This is a genomic window from Streptomyces pseudoechinosporeus (genome assembly GCF_054783935.1).
Genome location: NZ_BAAGPS010000035.1, coordinates 1 through 20,184 on the forward strand (window position 1 = coordinate 1; position 20,184 = coordinate 20,184).

Below are 20,184 nucleotides of genomic sequence, written 5' to 3' on the forward strand. Positions count from 1 at the left end.
GTCCACTCACTCAACATGCCCCTGAAGACGGTCGACACACAGACCTAACGGAGTCCTACTAGAGACCTACGGGCAGTGCGTCGGCTGCGGCGTCGACCGTCTCACCCCGGGCATCGCACCAGACGGCGGCCGGTGGTGCACCAACTGCGCAGGCGGCCTGGGTGAGTTCCACTGCGAACGCTGTGGCCGCGAGGCCCGCCGCTACCTGCGCGGAGTATGCGGGAACTGCGTCCTGGCCGAACGCCTGGAAGAGCTCCTTGACGACGGCACCGGCCGCGTTCGGCCCGAACTTGTTCCCTTCTTCGACGAGGTCAGGTCAGTGCCTCGTCCCAAGGCAACGCTGACCTGGGTCGGCAAGCCGCACGTCCAGCAGATCCTGCGCGCACTCGCCCTCGGCGAAGTACCGCTCACCCACGACGGCTTGAGCGCTCTGTCGCCCTGGCGGTCGGTAGCCCACGTCCGTGATCTGCTCATGCATTCCGGCGTGTTGCCTCACCGTGACCGGCACCTGCTGCTGTTCGAACGTTGGCTGCCCGAATGGCTCGACACCGTTGAGGACGTGGAACACCGCCAGCTCCTGAACCGCTTCGCCACCTGGCACCTGTTGCGCAAGCTCCGGGTCACCGCCGCCAAGCGGCCCCTCGGCTCCGGGGCCGTCACCTCCGCCCGTGCCCGGCTCATCCAGGCAGCCGCCTTCCTCACCTGGCTCGCCGAGCGGAACCGCGCCATCAGCGAGTGCACCCAGGCCGACCTCGACGCCTGGTTCGCCGAGGACGCCACCGCCCGCCGCGTCGTCCAATCGTTCCTGCGCTGGAGCATGGACCACCAGGTAATGCCCCGGTTGAAGGTCCCCACGATCCGCACCGAGAACCCGGCCCCGATCAGCCAGCACAACCGCATCGCCCTGATCCGCAAAGTCATGACCAGCGACGATCTCCCGCTCATGGAACGGGTCGCGGCCGCCCTGATCCTCCTCTATGCCCAACCGGTCCGCCGGCTCGTCCGGCTCACCGTCCACGACGTCCAGCACGACGGTGACCAGGTCATACTCCGCCTCGGCGATCCGCCCACACCAGTTCCCGAGCCCCTCGCCGGCGTGCTCCTCGACTACATACGCACCGCACGGCCGAACCGGCCAGGCGGCACCCTTCCCGCCAGCGACTGGCTCTTCCCCGGACGCCGGGCCGGACAGCCCATGAACCCCGCCACCCTCGGCAAGCGACTCACCACCGCGGGCATCCCCACCCTCCACGGCCGGACCGCCACCCTGCGGCAGCTCGTCCTCCAGGCGCCGCCCTCGGTCATTGCGGGAATGCTCGGCTACCACGCCGTCCACACCGAGGCCGTCGCCGCCCAAGCCGGAGGAACCTGGAAGAAGTACGCCCCCGGCGACCACACCCGATGAAGCGATCCGCGCAGAACCTCACCGGAGGAGACGGCAGCCCGATGTCCGCCAAACGTTCACTCACGCGCGCACTCACCGAATTCGCGCGGCCCTTTGGAAGCCGCAGTGGCCAAAGGCCACGTCCGCTTGACCTCTTCCTTCTGGAAGGCACCGCCCCCGAAACAGCGCCGACAGTGGTTGAAGAGGTGATCCGGGAGGTGGCACCTGACGCGGCTTCGACGGACATTGATCTCATTTCCGACCTCCCCTGGCCTTCGGATGCCCAGGTCGCCCTCACCGCCATCGCCGACGCGACGGGGGCCCGGGAAGGGGAGACCGCCGTAGTCCTGGACTTGACGGACGAACGGCAGCGCGAATGGTTCATCACCCTCGTGCCGCACACCATCTCCGCAGAGATCTGGGGGCCGACGGGATCAGGAGTCTCCTTCTCCGCAAGCGACACCGGATCGGTGATCAGGTGGAAGCTGCCCGCTGAGCGGTGGGAGAGGGTCCGCGCGCGGCTACGGCACCGAGACATCGATCCCGACACCGCAACACAAAGGGCCACCCGAGGCCGCCCTGACAGATACTCACAGTAATCGGAAGCAGCGCAAGCCCTCGATTACAGGTCACCTGATCACAGACTCCTACCAGGAGAGGGTCATCCTTCAGTGCACGCGAGAGAGAGTTCCCGCTGCGGGCGGGCTGGAGGTGCCGCACATCGAGGACCGGTTTGCCGAGCTGCTGCAGACAATGTCGCAGCCCCTGGCCGAGGTGGAGCAGGAGACCAGGCGGTGCGACTGCTGGGCAATTCGGCGTGCTCGTCCATGCGGTCGGCACCGGTCCGCCCTCCGCGCCCGATACGCGGGCAAGCGCACCGCGACAATCGGATCCGGCGTCTCTGCCTTCACCGCCCTAGCCTCGCTCGCCGACCTGGTGTGCCCCCGAACATCCGCTCACGCATCGCTCACGCACGGGCCCGAAAACGAGTCAGCGCCCGAGCCAGCCGAAGCCGACACGGACGCTGCGTAGCAGGTCAGAGGGCATATCCCCCGCCTACCACCCGTAGGCCCTGTGGGACTCGAACCCACAACCAATGGATTAAAAGTCCACTGCTCTGCCAATTGAGCTAAGGGCCCTGGCGATGTTGCTTCCCCGAGCATAGCCCGACGTGGCCGGGTCTCCGATCGGGTATCGGGGTCCCGGCCACGGTGGGTGGGTGGAAGCGTCAGGGATCTACCGGTTCCGGGGTGTTCGCGCGGGACGCCTCGTGGGTGCGGGTGTGTTCGTGGTCCGGGTTGAGGAACCAGTCGCGGGCCGAGGCGTACCACCAAGTGGCGGCGAACGGTCGGTCGTCTCGCTTGCGGCCCGCGAACGCCGGAGGGCCCGGACGACCGAAGTCGTCCGGGCCCTCCGGGTAAGGGTCAGGTCAGCCGTTGCGCTTCCAGCGCGGCTTGTCGTCGCGGCGGCCGAAGGAGGAGCCGGAGCCCGTACCCGTACCGGAGCCGGCGCCACGGTGGTCGTCACGACGGCCGTGCGGGCGGTCGTGGCCGCCGGAACGGAAGCCGCCGGTGGGACGGTCGCCCTGACGGTCGCGGTTGAACGGGCGGTCGCTGCCCCGGTGGCCGGAGGGACGGTCGTCCCGGCGGAAGCCACCGGTGGGACGGTCGCCGTCACGGCGGTCATCGCGACGGAACCCGCCCGAGCCGCCCGACGGACGGTCATCCCGACGGAAACCGCCACGGTCACCATCACGACGCTCGTCCCGACGGAAACCACCCGACGGACGGTCGCCATCACGACGCTCGTCACGGCGGTCGTCGCGGCGGAAGCCACCACGCTCACCGTCACGACGGTCGAACGAACGGCCACCCCGGTCGTTGTCACGCCGGTCATCGCGACGGAAACCACCCGAGCCGCCCGACGGACGGTCATCCCGGCGAAAACCGCCACGGTCACCATCACGACGCTCGTCACGGCGGAAACCACCACGGTCACCGTCGCGCCGGTCGTCACGGCGGAACCCACCACGGTCACCGTCACGCCGGTCCCGGCGCTCGTAGCCGCTGCCGCCCCGCTCGTCACGGCGCTGACGCGACGGCTCGTACGACGAGCGCTCCTCGCGCGTCGGCGCGCTCGGCTGCTCCGGCACGGAGGCGGCCAGGGCGGCCTCGGCCGCGGCGGCCTCCACGACGGCGGCGGCCTCGGCGAGCGCGGCCTCAGGGTCGTCGCCCCGCTCGCGCGCGGCGCGGGCGAGCAGTCGGTCCGCCTCCTCGCGCAGCTCGGAGGCACGCCGCTGCGCGCGCTCCAGCTGCTTGGTGAGCTGGGCGACCTCGCGCTCGGCCTGCTGCGCGGCGTTGCCCGCGGACTCGGCCTGCACCTCGGTCATCGACCGGGCGCCGGTGATCTCCGCGACCTCCGGGTCGAAGGCCGCACCGCCCTGGATGATGTGGCGCGTGGCGTCGACGCCCGCGTCCTCCATCTGGCGGAAGATCTGCCGCCGCTGGTGCGGCAGGGACAGCGACACGACCGTGCCGGAGCGGCCCGCGCGGGCCGTACGGCCGGAACGGTGCAGGTAGTCCTTGTGGTCACCGGCCGGGTCGACGTTCAGGACCAGGTCGATGCCGTCCACGTGGATACCGCGGGCGGCGACGTCGGTGGCGACGAGCGCGTTGACGTAACCGTCCTTGAAGTCGGCCAGCGTCCGCGTCCGCGCGCCCTGCGTCATACCGCCGTGCAGCGCGTCGGCCTTCACGCCCGCGTCACGGAGCTGCTCGGCGATACGGTCGGCGCCCAACTGCGTACGTACGAAGATGATCGTGCGGCCCTTGCGGGAGGCGATCGCGGCGGTGACCGGCGCCTTGTCCTTGGGCTTCACGACGAGGATGTGGTGGGACATCGTCGTGACGTTGCCCTGGGCGCTGTCGACCTCGTGCGTGACCGGGTTGCTCAGGTAGCGCTTGACCAGCGTGGAGATCTCGTTCTCCATCGTGGCGGAGAACAGCATGCGCTGGCCGCCGGGCGGGACCTGGTCGAGGAGTTCGGTGACCTCGGGCAGGAAGCCCAGGTCGGACATCTGGTCGGCCTCGTCGAGCACGGCGACCTGGACGTTCTCGAGGGAGCAGGCGCCGCGGCTGATGATGTCGCGCAGCCGGCCGGGCGTGGCGACGAGGATGTCGACGCCGCGCTCGAGGGCGTAGATCTGGTTGCCCATCGACGTACCGCCGCAGACGACCTTCATCTTCAGGCCGAGCACGTCGCCGTACGGCTGGAGGGCGTCCGCGACCTGCATCGCGAGCTCACGGGTCGGGGTGAGGATGACGCCGCGGGGCTTCTTCTTCTCGGTGTGACCGCCGGACAGCTGCGCGAGCAGCGGCAGACCGAAGGAGAGGGTCTTGCCGGAGCCGGTGCGGCCACGGCCGAGGATGTCCTTGCCGGCCAGGGCGTCCGGGATGGTCGCGGCCTGGATCGGGAAGGGGGTGGTCACGCCGTTCTGCGCGAGCTTGCGCACGATGCCGTCGGGCAGACCCAGGTCGCCGAAGGTGACCTCGGGGGTCTCAGGGGTCGCCTCGGCGGCCTCGGGCACTTCGACGGCCTCGTTCTCGGGCACGACGATGTGATCAGTACTGGAAATGGACATGCGAATGCGAAACCTTCCGGAGTCTCGTCGGCACGCGCCCGTCAACTCCGTGTTCGCAAATCGACCGCCTCAATGCGATCCAGCCACGGCAAGGGAGAGTACGCGCCACACGGCGCGCTCTGCGTTGGCGCCGGGCAAATGGGATCAAACGATCTACCAAGATACGCACCCTCCCACCCTCAAGGCAAATCGAGAGGCAAGCTGGGCCGATAACCCCAGGTCAGCCATGGTCGGCCTGCTCATCCGCTCACGCCCGCCTGCGGCGCCGGCTCCCGCTGCGCGAGCTGCGACGTGGGCTCCGGGTGCGCCGAGGACGACGGCTCTGCGGTGGTCGGGGCGGGCGACGGCGTGGGCGACTCCTTCGGCGGCTTCGGCCCGGGAGTCGGAGTCGTACGGGTCGGGGAGGGCTGCGCCCTGGTCGGCTCGGGCACCTGCGGCTTCGGCTTCTTCTTCCCCGGCTCGGTCGGCGACGAGGATCCGCTCCCGTCGTCCGGCGACGGCGAGGTCGGCCCGTCCCCGTCCTGGGGATGGGCATCCCCCGACTCACCGGGCTCCGCCGAACCGTGTTGTTCGTCACCCGCCCCGCCGTGCCCGGAGCCACCGCCGCCGCCCGTCACCGCCGAACCGCCGTCCGGCGCCTCACCACCCCGCCGCTCCGCGGAGTGCGACGGCCTGGCCCCGCTCGCATCGTCGTCGTCATCACTGACGTTCATACAGCCGGTGCTCGCCGCGACGGCCAGGGCCGCGGCGGCCAGACGGACGGGTACGTACATGGCGCGCACAGGCAGCCACCTCCGGGGCGGGGACAAGCAGTCCCCCTGCCCAACTCCCGCCGCCCGCAAGAGGACACGCCGCCCGAAGGACAGTTTTCAACAGTCGTACGGTACGGATCTCATTCGTATGCGAAGCCAGAAGTCGTACGTACGGACCTGATCCGCACCTCACCCGTACCCGAGGGCGTGCAGCCGCGCGTCGTCGATCCCGAAGTGATGGGCGATCTCATGAACCACCGTCACTTCCGTCTCGGCCACGACGTCCTCCCGCGACTCGCACATCCGCAGCGTCGGCCCCCGGTAGATGGTGATCCGGTCCGGCAGCACGCCTGCGTACCACTCGCCGCGATCCGTCAGCGGAGTCCCCTCGTACAGCCCGAGCAGCTCGGGATCATTGCTCGGCGGTTCGTCCTCGACGAACACCGCCACGTTGTCCATCAGTCGTGTCAGCTCCGGCGGGATCCGGTCCAGGGCTTCGGCGACCAGTTCCTCGAACTCCTCGCGCGTCATCTCCAGCACAGAGCCATTGTCAGGTACGGAGGTCACGTACGAGGGGTGAAGGGCCCGGCATATCCGGCCCCGGACTTGGGCATACGGGACCAATGGCCCGCGTCCCCGCCGCCGCTCTGCAACGCGTACGAAAGGCGCCACGTGCGCTCGTACGCCACTACCGCGCTCGCCGCACGCACCCGGTCATCGAACTCGTCCACCAGCCGCACCCCTATACGCGCGCCCTGGGCCTGGTCACCGTCGTCCTGGTCGGCGCATGGCTGGGCCTGCTGATCGTGGGGAACGTACGCGCCCCGGTCGGCCCCATGGACACCACCATGACCCTGCGCCCCTCCTTCACCGGCGGCACGAAGATCAACGTCTCGCCGCTGGGCGCCCTGGAACTGCGCAGCCATGTCGCGCCGATCCGCCTGGACGTCGACGTGGACCAGCTCGACCCCGTCCGCTCCCAGGCCCTCGTCGACCACCCCGAACGGCTCTCCGGCCTCCAGGACGAGGTCACCCGTGACGTCGGCCACGGCACGCTCGACCTGGCCGTACGCTCCGGCGTCGCCGTCGTCTCCGGGGCGACCGCGCTCGGTCTCGCCGTCTACCGCCGCCCGCGCCGCGCTCTGGCGGCCGGCGGACTGGCCCTCACCCTCCTGGCGGCCTCCGGAGCGACGGCCTTCGCGACCTGGAACCCGAAGTCGGTCCTTGAGCCCAAGTTCTCGGGTCTGCTGTCCTCCGCCCCTTCGGTCGTCGGCAACGCGCGCAGCATCGTCAGCGAATTCGACGTCTACCAGAAGGAGTTGGCGCGCCTGGTGACGAACGTGACGAAGCTGTACGACGCCACGTCCACACTCCCCGCGTACGCCCCCGACCCCTCCACCATCCGCGTTCTGCACGTCTCCGACATCCATCTCAACCCGGCGAGCTGGAAGATCATCGCCTCGCTGGTGAAGCAGTACAAGATCAATGTGATCGTCGACTCCGGCGACACCATGGATCACGGCAGCACGGCGGAGAACGGCTTCCTGGACCCGGCCGCCGACCTGGGCGCTCCGTACGTATGGGTGCGTGGCAACCACGATTCGCGGGAGACGCAGAGCTATCTGGAGCGCATGAAGAACGTGCACGTACTGGACGAGGGGCGGGCCGTGTCGGTCGCGGGCCTGCGGTTCGCGGGCATGGGCGACCCGCAGTTCACCCCCGACCGCTCGGAGGCGCAGACCGCCTCGGAGGAGCTGGCGGGCGCCCGCCTGGCCTCCGCGCTCCGCGACCAGGAGGCGGCGGGCACGCCCGTGGACATCGCCGTCGCGCACAACCCGGACGCCGCGCGCGAGGTGGATGGCGAGGTACCGCTCGTCCTGGCGGGCCACCTCCACCATCCGGAGATGGAGGTCATGAAGTACGGCACGCGTCTGCGGATCGAGGGTTCGACGGGCGGGAGCGGTCTGCGCGCGCTGGAGGGCAAGTACCCCGACCCGATCGAGACGTCGATCCTCTACCTGGACCGGGACACCCGCCGCCTCCAGGCCTGGGACGAGATCAAGCTCGGCGGCCTGGGCCTGACCACGGCGGAGGTCAGCCGCCACCTGCCGGAGGAGAACCAGCCGGGCGCGTCCCCGTCGCCGTCTCCTGGCTCCCCATCGCCGTCGCCGGGTTCCCCGTCGCCTTCTCCTGGCTCCCCCTCGCCCTCCTCTTCTCCCTCTCCCTCCTCCTAATCCGTTTTGCCGATCCCTCCCGACATCCCATATGCTGCTGACGTCCCCGACGCGCCGCGAGGCGCCCAGGCAGGCCTCAGTGGCCGACGGAGCCGCGCCCTCATCGTCTAGCGGCCTAGGACGCCGCCCTTTCAAGGCGGTAGCACGGGTTCGAATCCCGTTGGGGGCACCAGCTTACTCTGCGTTATCGCAGGTCAGGGCACACTTTTGACGCTCCATTTACTCAGCGCGTTATGTCGCGCTGGATGATGTCTAGTCCACTGTGGCTCGCGAATCCCCAGGCGGACGTCCCAAGCGCCGATATGTGGCCCCTCTTTCGCTTGCACGGGTTCGAATCCCCCAGGGTATGTCGCGATTGCGTCTTCTCCCGCCTGGTCGGCGAGGCAGGTGAGTACCTTCAGCATCGCTTGGACCTGCTGCTTCTCCAGCACCTCCACTTCCTGCGCCTCTGCCAGGGCGGCTTCCCATCGGACCGGGTGGCGGGGCCTTTGCGAGCCAGCCGTTTGCAGGTGCGGTGGTATGGCCCGTGATCCGATGTTCGCCGTGCGGGCGACGGCGGACCGGAAGCCGGGGCCGTGCGAGAATCCCCGACGGTCTCGGCGCAGTCCGTCCCGGGCAGTGGTGACGACGTTCCCGCGGCAGTGAAAGGAACCGGCCGGTGCCGGACAGGTGGAGGCGTGGAATCCATGCTGGAACAGGAGCTTGCCCGGGCCCGAGAGGTCCGCTTTGAGGCGCTGGCGCGCGCGGTCGCCGTACCGCTGCACCGATATCTGGTGCGCCGGGCGGATGCCGACGCGGTCGATGACATTCTCGCGGAGACGATGCTCGTCCTGTGGCGCCGTCTTGAGGACGTGCCCGGCCTCGGTGAGGGGCCGCCGGTCGACGCCGACGAGGTGCTGCCCTGGTGTTACGGCGTCGCACGCGGCTGTCTGTCCAACGCCCGCCGGGCGCAAGGGCGCCGGCTGCGGCTGGTGGAGCGGCTGACCCGTACGGCACCGCCGCCGGACCACGCGGAAGCCGACCACACCGAACTGCACGCCGCACTGGGCACGCTCAACGCCTTGGACCGTGAGGTGGTGGAGCTCTGGGCGTGGGAGGGCCTGACGCCGCGCCAGATCGCGGAGGTGACCCGGCTGACCGCCAACGCCGCCAGCATCCGACTGCACCGGGCGAAGAAGAGACTCGCCGCCCTGCTCGACCGAAAGAACGCCGACCAGAGCGGACATGAGACGGCTGAAGGAAGGAGCAACCGGTGAACGACGACGAACTGCTGGCCCAGCTGAAGGCCACCGACCCGGCGCTGACCTCCAAGACTCCTCCCCCCGATCTCAACCGTCTCCTGGAGGCCGCCATGACCGCCGACACCATGACCCACACCCCGCACGGCACCGCGACCGGACCCCGCCGCCGCCCCCTGATGCTCGCCGCGGCAGCCGCTGCCCTGCTGGTCGGCGGCGGCATCAGCTGGGGAGTCACGCAGAGCGGTGACACCCCGCCGGCCACCGCCGCCCCGCTGACCCTGACCGTCCAGAAGAGCGACGCCATGACCGCATGCGCTGAGCTGGACGTCGCGACCCTGCACAAGTACACGACCGCTTTCGAGGGCACGGCCACTTCCGTCAAGGGCGACCAGGTCAGCCTCCGGGTGGACCACTGGTACCGCGGCGGAGACACCTCCACCGTCCGGATCACGAAAAACCAGGAGGCCGAGATGGAGTCCTTCGGGCAGGAGTTCGCCGTCGGTGAGACCTACCTCGTCTACGCCAAGGACGGCAAGATCCCGCCGTGCTACGGCGACGCCGAGGCCACCACCGCACTGCGGAGCCTCTACAACCAGGCGTACCCGGCTTCGTGACCGTTGGCCAACGCATGCGCTGGATGTACTCGCGCTCCATACCGGACATGGCCGCCAGCACGGTGAACACGATTGCCGGAGGGATCGTGGGAGCCCTTGAGCTCCCCGGTGAGGAACTCCAGACCGACGTCGCTGGCCTTCAGCTCCTCGGCGAGCATGGCGAGTTCGATGCCGCGGCCGAGCCGCTTGTGCTCGTGGACGACGAGGGTGACGCGTACACCGGAGGAGCGGATCTCTCCGGCGAGTTTGACGGCGGCCTCCAGTTCGGGGCGCGTGGTGGCGCGGGTGGAGATCTCTTCTCGGAGAAGACCCGGGTCACGCCGGCCTCGGCGAGGGAGTCCGGCTGTGCGTCCAGGGACTGCCGGGCGGTCGAGGCTCGGGCGTAGCCGAGGGGGGACGTGGCCGACCGGCTCGGCGCCGGCGCTCACGGGCCATGGAATGTCCCGACCATCATGGCGAAGACGCTGAGCGCCTTCGCGCGCGGAGGGCGGATCGTCAGGCGCCAGGCGGGCGACGATGTCGTCCATGACGACCAGCACACCGTCGGTGAACGTCCGCCTGGTCTCGTCCGCGCAGCGCCCGATCTCGTCGAGCAGAGGCGGCGGACGGGCAGCCGTCCTCGACGTCCGTGTGCGGGTGCGGCGCTTGGTGTGTCCCACGCGCGGCTGCCGGCAGACCTTCCGCGAGCAGATGCCCGGAGTGTTTGAGCGTTACCAGCGACGCACGGCCCGTCTGACCAGGCAAGTCAAGGCTGTGGTCAAGGAGTTGGCGGGCCGGGCGGGATCTCGTTCGCCGGCGATACTCGCGGCGGGCCTGTCTCGCCACACGGCCCTGCGCGCCCTGCTGCGCATCCCGTTGCCCACCGGGCGGACGCCCCGCGTGATCGGCGTTGGGTCGTGTGCCGTGACGGCTCCGTCACGTCCCTGGCGAGCGCGAAGAAACGCTCGACGCGGGCGCGGTTGCTGGGGAAGGCGTCCTCCAGGGCGTCCACGGCGCCGGCCCAGTCGGCGGGCAGGGTCACATCGTGCCGGCCGGGTACCACGGCGCGGTACAGGTCGTGCTCCTGGACGAACTACAGCGAGTCAGCGACGCCCAGCTTCTCGAACAGCCCGCGCAGCGTGTACGACTGGCCTTCGAGGCCGACTCCGGACAGTTGGTGCAGCGCCGTCTCGAACTCGAAGAGGCCTCGTCGGAAGGAGGTGGCGCAGCCGCCGGGGACGTTGTGGCGTTCCACCAGGAGGGTGCGCAGTCCCGCGCGTTGGAGGGTGGCGGCGGTCAGTCCGGCGTTGCCCGCGCCGATGACCACCGCGTCGAAGTCCGTCGTCGTGGTTACTGTTCGGCGGCCTCTCGGGCGATCTGCTCGAACTGAGCGCCCATGGCCTCGCCGAGCGCCTGGGCGGCGGAGAGCGGGCGCACCATCACCGTGAACTCGTCGATCTTCCCGTCGTCGTCGAAGTGCAGGAAGTCGCATCCCTGGAGCTGCTTGCCGGCGACGGTGGCGGTGAAGACGAAGGCGTGATCGCGGCCGTCGGGGTTGGCGATCTCACGGATGTAGGTGAAGTCCTCGAAGACCCGGAGCACGCCGCGCAGGATCGCGGCGGTGATGGCCTTGCCCGGGTACGGCTTGAAGGTGACGGGGCTGGTGAAGACGACGTCGTCGGCCAGCAGAGCGGCCACGGCCTCCAGGTCGTCGCTCTCGACGGCCTTGCGGAAGGGATGCATGAGCCCACCTCTGATACTCAACAATGTGAATAGATGTGGTGGAGATTAGAGGGCTCGTTAGGGCTTGTCTACAGGGAAGGGGTGACTATTAGTCACCTTGTTGACTAATCACAGCGGTGCTAGCGTGCATCCATGGCTTTGCGGAACGCGGTGATGGCCGCGCTGTTGGAGGGCGAGGCGTCCGGGTACGACCTCGCGAAGGCGTTCGACGCGACGGTCGCCAACTTCTGGATGTCGACGCCTCAGCAGCTCTACCGGGAGCTGGATCGCATGGAGGCCGAAGGACTCGTCACGGCCCGCGTCGTCGAGCAGGAGCGCCGCCCCAACAAGCGACTGTTCTCCTTGACGGAGGCCGGGCGGAAGGCCGTCCACGCCTACACCGCCGAGCCCTTGGGTAAACCGGCGGTGATCCGGGACGAGTTGCTTGTCAAGGTGCAGTGCCTGGACGCGGGTGACATGGAAGCGGTCCGGACTGCCATCGCCGAGCGCATGGAGTGGGCCACCGCCAAGCTGGCCCGCTACGAGAGGCTCCGGCAGCGTCTGCTCGACGGGCGCTCGGAGGAGGCGTATTTCGCCGAGGCCGAGCGCATCGGCCCGTATCTCACCCTGCTGCGCGGGATGTCGTTCGAGCGGGAGAACCTCCAGTGGGGGGACATGGCGCTGCGCAGGCTCGAGCAGCGCACGGCCGCGCTCCGGGCCGACGGCTGACTGCGACGGTCCCACCCACACAGTTAGTCAACAAAGTGATGAACTGGACGGGTGTGAGCAGCCCGGCCTCTCAGGGGTCGTCGGTCCATGTCCGAGCGAGGACCGGCTGCGGTTCCTTGTCGGCGGGATTGCGATGCAGTCCCTTGCGGTCGTAGAACCGGGTCACGCCGAAGCCGGAGAGGCACGCGACCGCGAGTCCCAAGCCCAGGATCACCCAGCCTCGGGGCAGTCCGGCGTCGCCCTGGGCGTCGTAGTAGAGGATGGAGCGGACGACGCCGGTGATCTGACGCAGGGGCTGGAACTCGCCGAAGACGCGGTGGAAGCCGGGGAGTGCCTGGAGGGGGACCGTGGCGCCGGACGTCGGTACCGCCATGGCGATGTAGAAGATCGTGATGAACAGCATCCCCGGCATGAGCGTGCTGCTGAGGGCACAAGCCAGAGCATCACACCGATGGGGAGGTGTCCCCAGCGGACGCGGCCACCGGAAGCAGCGCCGGCCGCTTGGCCTGGCGGCCGTCGCCGGAGGAGCGGCCACGCAGGCGGCGGCCGACCCAAGGGCCGAGGAAGGCGCCGGCCCAGCGCAGTTCGGCACCCACGGCCCTCCAGGCAGAGATGTCCGTCCCCTCGGCCGGAAGGGGAAGGGTCCACTTGTCGTCGCTGCCCGGCAGACCGAGCGCCTGGGCCACGGCAGCCGCGATGCGCGTGTGTCCCAGCGGGCCGGCGTGCAGCCGGTCAGCACTCCACAACCGCGGGTCGGTCGCCGCCGCGTGCGCGGCCGTCTCCGCCACCACCACGCCGTGGCGGTCGGCGGCCTCCCGGATGCGCGCGTTGAGTGCGAGAACACGGTGACCGATCGGGCGGGCCAACGGCGTGATACGCCCGACATCGGGAAACATGAGGGTCGCGACGGTGGCGCCCTGCGCCGTGAGGGCGGCGAACATCGCCTCAACATGGCCGGCCACCTCGTCGAGGTCGCAGCCCGGGCGCAACACGTCGTTGACCCCAGCCACCACGGTGGCGAGGTCGGGCCGCATCGCGAGAGCCGGAGCGAGCTGCTCGGCGCGCACCTGACCGGCCTTACGGCCGCGCACCGCGAGGTTGGCGTAGAGCAGGCCGGGGCTGTGGCGGGCGACCTGCTCGGCGAGCCGGTCCGCCCAGCCCCGAAGACCACGGACGTCGTCGCCGTCCCCGAGCCCCTCGGTGTGACTGTCGCCCAGGGCGACATAGCGCAGATACCCACTGCTCGACACGGGGCGGCCGCCTCTCGTCAACGCTGCTGATGGAAGTGGCACACGGCCATCGATAGACAACTGGGCACCTAGTCGCATTGTTGAATATGACGATAGCTGCGGGCTCACCTTCCTGCAAAGTGACGCCGCTCAGGCAGGAGCTGAGGCCGTCGAGGGCGGTCCACCGCCGCAGTCCACCGCCTCGGTCCCGCGCCGACCTCACCGCCCATTCCCTCTTCAGACCTGAGCACCGACCACGGTCTGCGCTGGTACCTGAGCGCCCTGGTCGTCAACGGCATGCACGACGAGGACGCGGTCGGCTTCGCCACCGCCCGCCGTTTCGCGCCGAACCGCCCGTACCGGGTCACCTTCAACGGTGGCGTCCACGGCCCGGCCGTCGCCGACGTCCATCGCCGGCGGCCTGCGGGCCGGTGGGTACTTCAACGTGTGTGCTGATGCGCTCCGACGGCCCGGGCGACAACGCCTACGGCCAGGCCGCCATCCCCCGGCTCACCTCCGGCTCTAAGGTAATCGGCTCCTTCGCAGGCGACACCTGGTCCGGCCGCCGCCAAAGGCCAACTCCAAGTCGCTGACGGTGCGCGTGTCATGTGACGGCGGCCACGCCTGGAATCCGGTCACCGTCCACACGGACCGTACCGGTCGGCGGTACCTGCCCCTCACCCACCCGGCCAGGCCCGGCACGGTCTCCTTCCGAGCGGGTCTGGCCGACACCTACACCGGCACGATCCGCAACGCCTACCGCGCGGTGCGGTGAGCGCTGCCACACGACGTCGAGCGCAGGTCACCAGCTCCTCGCGCCATCCGGCGAACAGCGCCTCGATCTCCGCTTCGCTGGGCGGGATCCGCAGTTGCGGTTCCACCGAGGCCCGCGGCCGGTTCATCTCATCCAGCGGGCACTCGACCACACGGCCGGTAAGGTTGTGCAGCTCGACCTTGTGCCGCAGCTCAAGGAACTGAAAGAACACCGCCAGCGCGCCCGCCCGGTCAACCGCGCGCACGATCTTCACGTAGCAGCCGCAGCGGCAGATGTTCCCGCTCATCCATTCGCGGATCTCGGCGGGGGAGCCCGTGTGGCCCTCCTGGATGCAGCCGACTCCGGACATGATCTGGCCGGGGGTGCAGAACCTGCACTGGAAGGCGTCCTGGTCGATGAACGCCTGCTGCAACGGGTGCAGCCGGTCGCCCTTGGCCAGGCCCTCGACGGTCGTGACCTCGGCGCCTTGCAGTCGAACCGCCGGCGTCAGGCACGAGTTGACCCTCCCCCAGCCTCCGGCCGGGGCCCCCATCTCGCTGCGCTCGCCGTCGACCAGCACCGTGCACGCGCCGCAGGCACCGGCGTTGCAGCCCTTCTTGGTGCCGGGCAGGCCCAGGTCCTCGCGCAGCAGGTCCAGCAGCGAGGTGCGGTTGTCGACCGTGACGATGTGCCGCTCGCCGTTCACGGTCAACGACAGGCGGCCACGCGTCGGCGGCTCGCGGCGGCCGCCTCGGCGTCGAACGGAGCAGGCCCCGCGATCAGACCGCCTGCCACGACGGCACCATCGACGGTCGTGGTGGCGATGAACGTGCGCCGGGAAGGCCGACGCCGAGGCCGTACACCGCTTCCTGGACCAGGTGGCTCCGCTGACCGCCGCGTTCTCCAACTGACCGAACACCACGAGACACTGAAACCGAAGAGGAAGTACCCCATGAGCAAGGTCTGGTTCGTCACCGGCGCCTCCCGCGGCTTCGGCCGCCGCTTCGTCGAAGCCGCCCTGTCCCGCGGCGACAAAGTGGCCGCCACCGCACGCGACACCACCACGCTGACCGACCTCGTCACGGCCCACGGGGAGGCAATCCTGCTCCTGAAGCTGGACGTGACCGACAAGGCCGCGGTCTTCGCGAGTGTCGAGCGGGCCCACGATCACTTCGGCCGCCTCGACGTGATCGTCAACAACGCGGGCTATGGCCTGTTCGGCGCCGTCGAGGAACTGCCCGAACGGCAACTGCGCGACCAACTGGAAACCAACCTCTTCGGCGCACTGTGGGTCACCCAGGCGGCGCTGCCCCACCTGCGCGAGCAGGGCTCCGGCCACGTCGTGCAGATCTCCTCCACCGGCGGTGTGGCGGCCTGGCCGCTGCTCGGCGGCTACCACGCCTCCAAGTGGGCCCTGGAGGGCCTGACCGAATCGCTCGCCCAGGAGGTCTCCGGCCTCGGCATCAAGGTGACACTGGTCGAGCCCGGCGCCTATGCCACCGACTGGGGCGGCCCTTCCGCCGTTCACGTCTCCGCCAACCCCGCCTACGACGGCGTTCGCGAACAACTCGACGCGTTCGTCCAGAGCCTCGACTTCGGCGACCCCACCGCCGCAAGCGAGGCGCTGCTGGAGATCGTCGACTCCGACTACCCGCCGCTGCGCGTCTTCTTCGGCACCCAGGGCAACCAGATGCTCCCGCAGGTCTACGCCGACCGGCTCAAGACCTGGGCCGACTGGGGCGACCTGTCGATCCGGGCGCAGGGCGGACAGGCCGCGTGACCGAGCCGGACCTCTCCGGCCATCCTTCCCGCACACCAAAGGAATCGGATGTAGCTCCCGCTGAGGGAAGATCGCCGTTCAGGTCGTGAGGTCGTAGTTGTGCTGGTCGGGAGTTGCGAAGGACGCGCTCGACCGGCCCGTGACGTCCTCCGGATCCGCATCCCGCTTCACCGGGCCCCGTCCCACGCCGCAGGCCAGAAGCACCCCTCCACCACGAGCCGCCCCACCGGAAAGCGCTGGTCAGACCTGCAACCATCTGCGTACATCCCCGTTGGGGGCACACAATCACTCTGCGTTATTGCAGGTCGGACAGTCTTTTACGCTGAACGCGGCGGCCCCGCTCTCTGCTGCGGTGGCTGATGCCGATCACTCTTCACCCCGCTCCGGCAGGGGCAGGTAGCGGGTGTCCCCCGGCACTTGGCCCTCCGGGGGGTAGTCGCAGTCGAGGGTGGAGAGTTCGTAGTCGTCGCCTTCGTTCTGCTCCTGGTCGACGACCACCGCCGCGGTGCAGGCGCGGCCGTGCTCGTCGGTGAACGTGACGATCTCGCTGTAATCCGTCGGTGCGTTGTTGCATCCCGCGAGCAGCAGCGCCGCCGCTCCGGCGGCCACCGCCACGCCGATCCCCCGTAGCCGTTTCATCCCTCGCCCCTCCATGTCCGCTTCGCCGTCCAACTCGGTTGCCACTCCATAACGTTAGCCGTCAACTACGGTCCGGTCACCGTGCTCATCGACGCCGATCCCAGGGCCGGAACGGCCACGAGCGGCCGAAGAGGGCAGCGATTCAGGGCTTCCGGGTGGGGATGTGCGGGTGCGGGATGTGGTGCGGTTCGTGGACGTACCAGTAGCGGCCGATGAGGGCGCCGCCGAAGACGACGAAGCCGACGCCGACGAGCCAGGACGTCACGATCAGGACGGTGCCGACCGCCCCGTAGGAGACCGCGTTGGTGACGATGAGCGGGGAGAAGACCAGGGAAGAGAACGCGCGCAGGCCTCCCAGGCCCACCATCGTGGCGATGGCGCCCGGCAGGAGGGCACGCCAGGGGATCCGGCCGCCCAGCAGGAAACGCTGCCCCCACCAGAAGAAGAGCACGCCGAACAGCGCGCTCAGCCCGATCCGGACCGATGAGCGCAGGGTTCCCGAGCCCAGGGCTGCCCCGCTCTGCGCTTCGGCGAAGAGGTAGACCGTCAGAGCGGTGAGCCACACCGCGCGTCGCCATACGGTGTGCCAGCGCCCGGCCGCCAGGTCCCACACCTTTTCGTAACCGGTCTGGACACTGCCCGCGAACGGCACACCGAAGAGCGCGAGCAACACCACGCTCAGGACGCTGGTCGTGCTCAGGACCATGCGAGGTGCGGAGAAGACGTCCTGCACGGCGTCGGCGGGGCGCCCGGACAACCCCATGCCGTCCACGACCCACAGGGCGAAGCCGCGTTCCTGGATCGGGGCGGCCGCCGCGACCACGATCAGCAGCGGGGCGATCGTCACCAGTCCCAGGGCGGCGAAGCCCATGGCCCGGTGCATCAGCTCCACTTCCCTGCCGCGCCGCCATACGCGCACCCACTTGGTATGGAGGAATCGGCCCAGTTCCCTCCACCAGTGCCCGCGGCCGCGAGGGTGACTCCTGGGCTCTGCGGGCCCGCCGTCGCCCGGCGACACGACCCCGTGGCGGCGCATACGTGGTCACCTCGTCCTGTTCCCGTGCTCCGACCTGCGGGCTTGTCCCCGCATCGGGCGGACCCTTGCCTCGCAGGTGGCTGCTACCAGCGTCCCCCGCGGGCTCCGGATCTGCTACCGGCTCGGCGGCCCCTGTGGGGTCAGGGCCGGGATCTCGGGATGGTCGCGTAGTGCTGCGACGACCGCGTTCACCGCGGCGCGCTGCGGTGTGCCGCGCCGGACCACGATGGTGACGTTGCGATGGACGCGCGCAGTGGTGCATCCCTGACGTCGGTCGCATGCTTCCCGAGACAGCCCGTGTCGCCGAGGCAACCCGTGTCGCCCCAGAGCGCCACCTCATCCGCTACAGCGGCCATGCCGCGTTCACGCTGGAGGACCTCACGCGCGTAACGCGTCGGGCTCCTCGCCGGTGATCATGGGGCGCGGTTCGCCGCTCTCGAGGATGCGCTGGACCAACCGCTGCCTCAGCTCCACCTGCCTCGACGAGCTGACGGGGCACTATGGCCCGACCGGCAAATGCCGCGCGAAGGCGTGCACGGTCCGGGCCGAAAGCCGTTCGCCCAGCGGCAGTTGGAGGTCCGCTCCCGAGACGCGGACTCGGAGGAGCGGGCCGTCCGCGCGTACCTGCTCGATTCTCGTCCGCGGGATGCAGTGGGTGTCCAGGCCGTGACGGCCGCCGGTTCGCTCGGCGTGGACCGGGTCGGCGAGGACGACGAGTTCGCGGAGCGTGAGTACGACGGCGGCGTACGCGGGGTCCGAGCGCAGGGGTACCGGCAGCGGGCCGGCGACGGCGGCGACCGGGTCGCCGCCGTTCAGACGTGCCGTGTGCGAGGTGAGCAGGCGTCGCCATTTGTACGGGAGCCCGGCGTTCGGCACGGGAGCGTCGGGCAGGTCCAGCTCCGTGGGGGCGACGCGGCGGCGCAGGGACAGCACCAAGGGGTGCAGTTCGTGCTCGGCGACGGCGTTGTAGTGGATGTTCAGGCGGGCATCGGTGGCGAGGATCGTCAGGCGGGCGTACAGCAGGACGTGGGCGGTCTCGATCGCGGCCACTTCCTCCGGACGGAGGGCCACCCGCACTCCGGGCTCGGCGGGAGCACCGACCCACAGGGCCACTCCGCCGGACCCGAAGCCGAGCCACGCCGACCGGTGTCAGAAGCTGCAGGCGGCTGCCCACGAGGCGGCCGGGCCGGGTCTGGGCGGGAACGACGAACACGTCCTGGAAATCCCCGACTCCGACAGCCTGGCGCAGCGCCTCGAGCGCGCCGCCGGCACGTCCTCGGCACGGCGCGGACGGTACGGGAACCCCCGGATGCCGGTGCGGGTATGAGCGCGCGCGGTCTGTTCGTCGACCTCCTGCTCCCACGGCTCGAGCAGTTCGAGCCTCGGACGTGCGGCGGGACGCCGTCGCCGCAGCGAGCGGGGGCTCACGGCGAGACCCGTCAGCCCGTCGATCCGCCAACCAGGACCCCTGAACACGGCCACCTCCCGGGCGAGTTCCAGTCAGTCCGCATCGTCCCTCAACCTACGACGGCCGCGGCGGCAGAATGGCGCCGACCGACAGGCCGTACCAGGGCCGTGACCCAAGTGCCCGGCGCCATCGGTTCCTTGGGCGTACGAGGAGAGGACGACATGGACGACGTGAGCGAGAACCAGGCCGACGGCATAGAGCCGCGCATCGATACGGCGACGGCGCACAACGCCCGCGTATGGAACTACTGGCAGGGCGGCAAGGACAACTACCCCGTCGACCGGCAGGTGGGTGATCATGTCGCCGGGATGATCCCCGTCATCCGCGACATCGCCCGCGCCGACCGGGCGTTCCTGAGCCGTGCGGTGCGTTTCCTGGCCGAGGAGCGCGGCGTACGCCAGTTCCTCGACATCGGCACGGGGTTGCCGTCCCTGGAGAACACCCATGAGATCGCCCAGCGGATCGCACCCGATTCGCGGATCGTGTACGTCGACAACGACCCCATCGTCCTCACGCACGCCCGCGCTCTGCTGACCAGCACCCCGGAAGGCGCCACCGACTACATCGACGCCGATGTGCACGACCCGGACGCCATCCTGCGGATCGCCGGCGGCACCCTCGACTTCACCAAGCCCGTCGCGCTGATGCTGCTCGGCATCCTCAACTTCGTACTCGACGATGCCGAGGCCCGGTCCATCGCGCGCGGGCTCGTGGCGGCGCTCGCCCCCGGCAGCTTCCTCGTCCTGACCCACCCCACCACGGAGCCCGAACTCGGCGGCGATCTCCAGCTGGAGGCGATGGCCTTCTGGAACGCCAACGCCAAGCCGCCGGTCACCGCACGCAGAAGGGAGGAGATCGCCACATACTTCGACGGCCTCACACTCCTGGAGCCGGGCCTCGTCTCCTGCTCACGGTGGCGGCCGGAGGCCGGAACGGAAACCGGGGCCGTTCCCCAATTGGGAGCCGTGGCGGAGAAGGCCTGA

The 20,184-nt window shown here is 69.7% G+C and carries 20 protein-coding genes, 2 tRNA genes and 2 pseudogenes; 11 read left to right on the forward strand and 13 right to left on the reverse strand.

Annotated features, from left to right (window positions below):
- Positions 1–319: 319 nt before the first annotated feature.
- Entirely contained in the window at positions 320–1,405 is a 1,086-nt protein-coding gene (locus ACYVO6_RS30995) for a hypothetical protein (protein ID WP_461066968.1), read from the forward strand.
- Between the two features lie 41 nt (positions 1,406–1,446).
- A complete protein-coding gene (locus tag ACYVO6_RS31000; RefSeq protein WP_461066970.1) occupies positions 1,447–1,983 on the forward strand; it encodes a hypothetical protein in 537 nt (178 codons plus the stop codon).
- A 467-nt stretch (positions 1,984–2,450) separates the two neighbouring features.
- On the opposite strand, the gene ACYVO6_RS31005 is transcribed toward ACYVO6_RS31000, so the two are convergent.
- From ACYVO6_RS31005 to ACYVO6_RS31020, 4 genes are all read right to left on the reverse strand, one after another.
- Positions 2,451–2,523, reverse strand: a tRNA-Lys gene (locus ACYVO6_RS31005).
- A 290-nt stretch (positions 2,524–2,813) separates the two neighbouring features.
- On the reverse strand, positions 2,814–5,024 hold the full coding sequence (locus ACYVO6_RS31010; protein ID WP_461066972.1) for a DEAD/DEAH box helicase: 2,211 nt from the start codon (positions 5,022–5,024) through the stop codon (positions 2,814–2,816).
- Positions 5,025–5,263: 239 nt separating this feature from the next.
- Positions 5,264–5,797 carry a hypothetical protein gene (locus ACYVO6_RS31015; protein WP_461067404.1) on the reverse strand — a complete coding sequence of 178 codons (534 nt, stop codon included), beginning with the start codon at positions 5,795–5,797 and terminating at the stop codon, positions 5,264–5,266.
- 168 nt (positions 5,798–5,965) lie between these two features.
- Positions 5,966–6,316 (reverse strand): metallopeptidase family protein, encoded by a 351-nt coding sequence (locus ACYVO6_RS31020; protein ID WP_033321391.1) that lies wholly within the window; start codon positions 6,314–6,316, stop codon positions 5,966–5,968.
- A gap of 83 nt (positions 6,317–6,399) precedes the next feature.
- Between ACYVO6_RS31020 and ACYVO6_RS31025 the strand changes: the two genes are divergently transcribed.
- The 6 genes and pseudogenes from ACYVO6_RS31025 to ACYVO6_RS31050 form a co-directional block, all read left to right on the forward strand.
- Positions 6,400–8,010 carry a metallophosphoesterase family protein gene (locus ACYVO6_RS31025; protein WP_461066975.1) on the forward strand — a complete coding sequence of 537 codons (1,611 nt, stop codon included), beginning with the start codon at positions 6,400–6,402 and terminating at the stop codon, positions 8,008–8,010.
- A 96-nt stretch (positions 8,011–8,106) separates the two neighbouring features.
- Positions 8,107–8,182 (forward strand) — tRNA-Glu (locus ACYVO6_RS31030).
- A gap of 514 nt (positions 8,183–8,696) precedes the next feature.
- The gene (locus ACYVO6_RS31035; protein ID WP_206439088.1) at positions 8,697–9,266 is read left to right on the forward strand and encodes an RNA polymerase sigma factor; all 570 of its coding nucleotides are present in this window, start codon (positions 8,697–8,699) and stop codon (positions 9,264–9,266) included.
- On the forward strand, positions 9,263–9,865 hold the full coding sequence (locus ACYVO6_RS31040; RefSeq protein ID WP_461066977.1) for a hypothetical protein: 603 nt from the start codon (positions 9,263–9,265) through the stop codon (positions 9,863–9,865). Before ACYVO6_RS31035 ends, ACYVO6_RS31040 begins: the two co-directional genes overlap by 4 nt.
- Positions 9,866–9,912: 47 nt before the next feature.
- Positions 9,913–10,251 carry a hypothetical protein gene (locus ACYVO6_RS31045; protein WP_461066979.1) on the forward strand — a complete coding sequence of 113 codons (339 nt, stop codon included), beginning with the start codon at positions 9,913–9,915 and terminating at the stop codon, positions 10,249–10,251.
- A gap of 217 nt (positions 10,252–10,468) precedes the next feature.
- Positions 10,469–10,771, forward strand: a pseudogene (locus ACYVO6_RS31050) (ISL3 family transposase); the annotation flags it as partial.
- Between the two features lie 166 nt (positions 10,772–10,937).
- On the opposite strand, the gene ACYVO6_RS31055 reads toward ACYVO6_RS31050, so the two are convergent.
- Complete coding sequence (locus ACYVO6_RS31055; protein WP_461066981.1) at positions 10,938–11,171, reverse strand: NAD(P)-binding protein; 234 nt, start codon at positions 11,169–11,171, stop codon at positions 10,938–10,940.
- Positions 11,172–11,194: 23 nt separating this feature from the next.
- The gene (locus tag ACYVO6_RS31060) at positions 11,195–11,587 is read right to left on the reverse strand and encodes a nuclear transport factor 2 family protein (protein ID WP_461066983.1); all 393 of its coding nucleotides are present in this window, start codon (positions 11,585–11,587) and stop codon (positions 11,195–11,197) included.
- 132 nt (positions 11,588–11,719) lie between these two features.
- Between ACYVO6_RS31060 and ACYVO6_RS31065 the strand changes: the two genes are divergently transcribed.
- The gene (locus tag ACYVO6_RS31065; protein ID WP_184991248.1) at positions 11,720–12,295 is read left to right on the forward strand and encodes a PadR family transcriptional regulator; all 576 of its coding nucleotides are present in this window, start codon (positions 11,720–11,722) and stop codon (positions 12,293–12,295) included.
- 70 nt (positions 12,296–12,365) lie between these two features.
- Here the strand turns inward: ACYVO6_RS31065 and ACYVO6_RS31070 are convergent, their stop codons facing one another.
- The 4 genes and pseudogenes from ACYVO6_RS31070 to ACYVO6_RS31085 form a co-directional block, all read right to left on the reverse strand.
- Positions 12,366–12,707: a DUF3533 domain-containing protein gene (locus ACYVO6_RS31070; RefSeq protein ID WP_461066986.1), complete on the reverse strand. Its 342-nt coding sequence runs from the start codon at positions 12,705–12,707 to the stop codon at positions 12,366–12,368.
- A 31-nt stretch (positions 12,708–12,738) separates the two neighbouring features.
- A complete protein-coding gene (locus ACYVO6_RS31075) occupies positions 12,739–13,545 on the reverse strand; it encodes an SGNH/GDSL hydrolase family protein (RefSeq protein WP_461066988.1) in 807 nt (268 codons plus the stop codon).
- A 216-nt stretch (positions 13,546–13,761) separates the two neighbouring features.
- Complete coding sequence (locus tag ACYVO6_RS31080) at positions 13,762–13,935, reverse strand: hypothetical protein (RefSeq protein WP_461066990.1); 174 nt, start codon at positions 13,933–13,935, stop codon at positions 13,762–13,764.
- Between the two features lie 587 nt (positions 13,936–14,522).
- Positions 14,523–15,073: pseudogene (locus tag ACYVO6_RS31085) on the reverse strand ((2Fe-2S)-binding protein); the annotation flags it as partial.
- A 157-nt stretch (positions 15,074–15,230) separates the two neighbouring features.
- Between ACYVO6_RS31085 and ACYVO6_RS31090 the strand changes: the two are divergent.
- The gene (locus tag ACYVO6_RS31090; RefSeq protein WP_461066992.1) at positions 15,231–16,058 is read left to right on the forward strand and encodes an SDR family NAD(P)-dependent oxidoreductase; all 828 of its coding nucleotides are present in this window, start codon (positions 15,231–15,233) and stop codon (positions 16,056–16,058) included.
- 366 nt (positions 16,059–16,424) lie between these two features.
- On the opposite strand, the gene ACYVO6_RS31095 is transcribed toward ACYVO6_RS31090, so the two are convergent.
- From ACYVO6_RS31095 to ACYVO6_RS31105, 3 genes are all read right to left on the reverse strand, one after another.
- Complete coding sequence (locus ACYVO6_RS31095) at positions 16,425–16,742, reverse strand: hypothetical protein (RefSeq protein WP_461066994.1); 318 nt, start codon at positions 16,740–16,742, stop codon at positions 16,425–16,427.
- Positions 16,743–16,839: 97 nt separating this feature from the next.
- A complete protein-coding gene (locus ACYVO6_RS31100; RefSeq protein ID WP_461066996.1) occupies positions 16,840–17,616 on the reverse strand; it encodes a ribonuclease BN in 777 nt (258 codons plus the stop codon).
- Positions 17,617–18,231: 615 nt separating this feature from the next.
- Positions 18,232–18,804: a hypothetical protein gene (locus ACYVO6_RS31105; protein WP_461066998.1), complete on the reverse strand. Its 573-nt coding sequence runs from the start codon at positions 18,802–18,804 to the stop codon at positions 18,232–18,234.
- A 558-nt stretch (positions 18,805–19,362) separates the two neighbouring features.
- Here ACYVO6_RS31105 and ACYVO6_RS31110 point away from each other — a divergent pair.
- A complete protein-coding gene (locus tag ACYVO6_RS31110) occupies positions 19,363–20,184 on the forward strand; it encodes an SAM-dependent methyltransferase (protein ID WP_461067000.1) in 822 nt (273 codons plus the stop codon).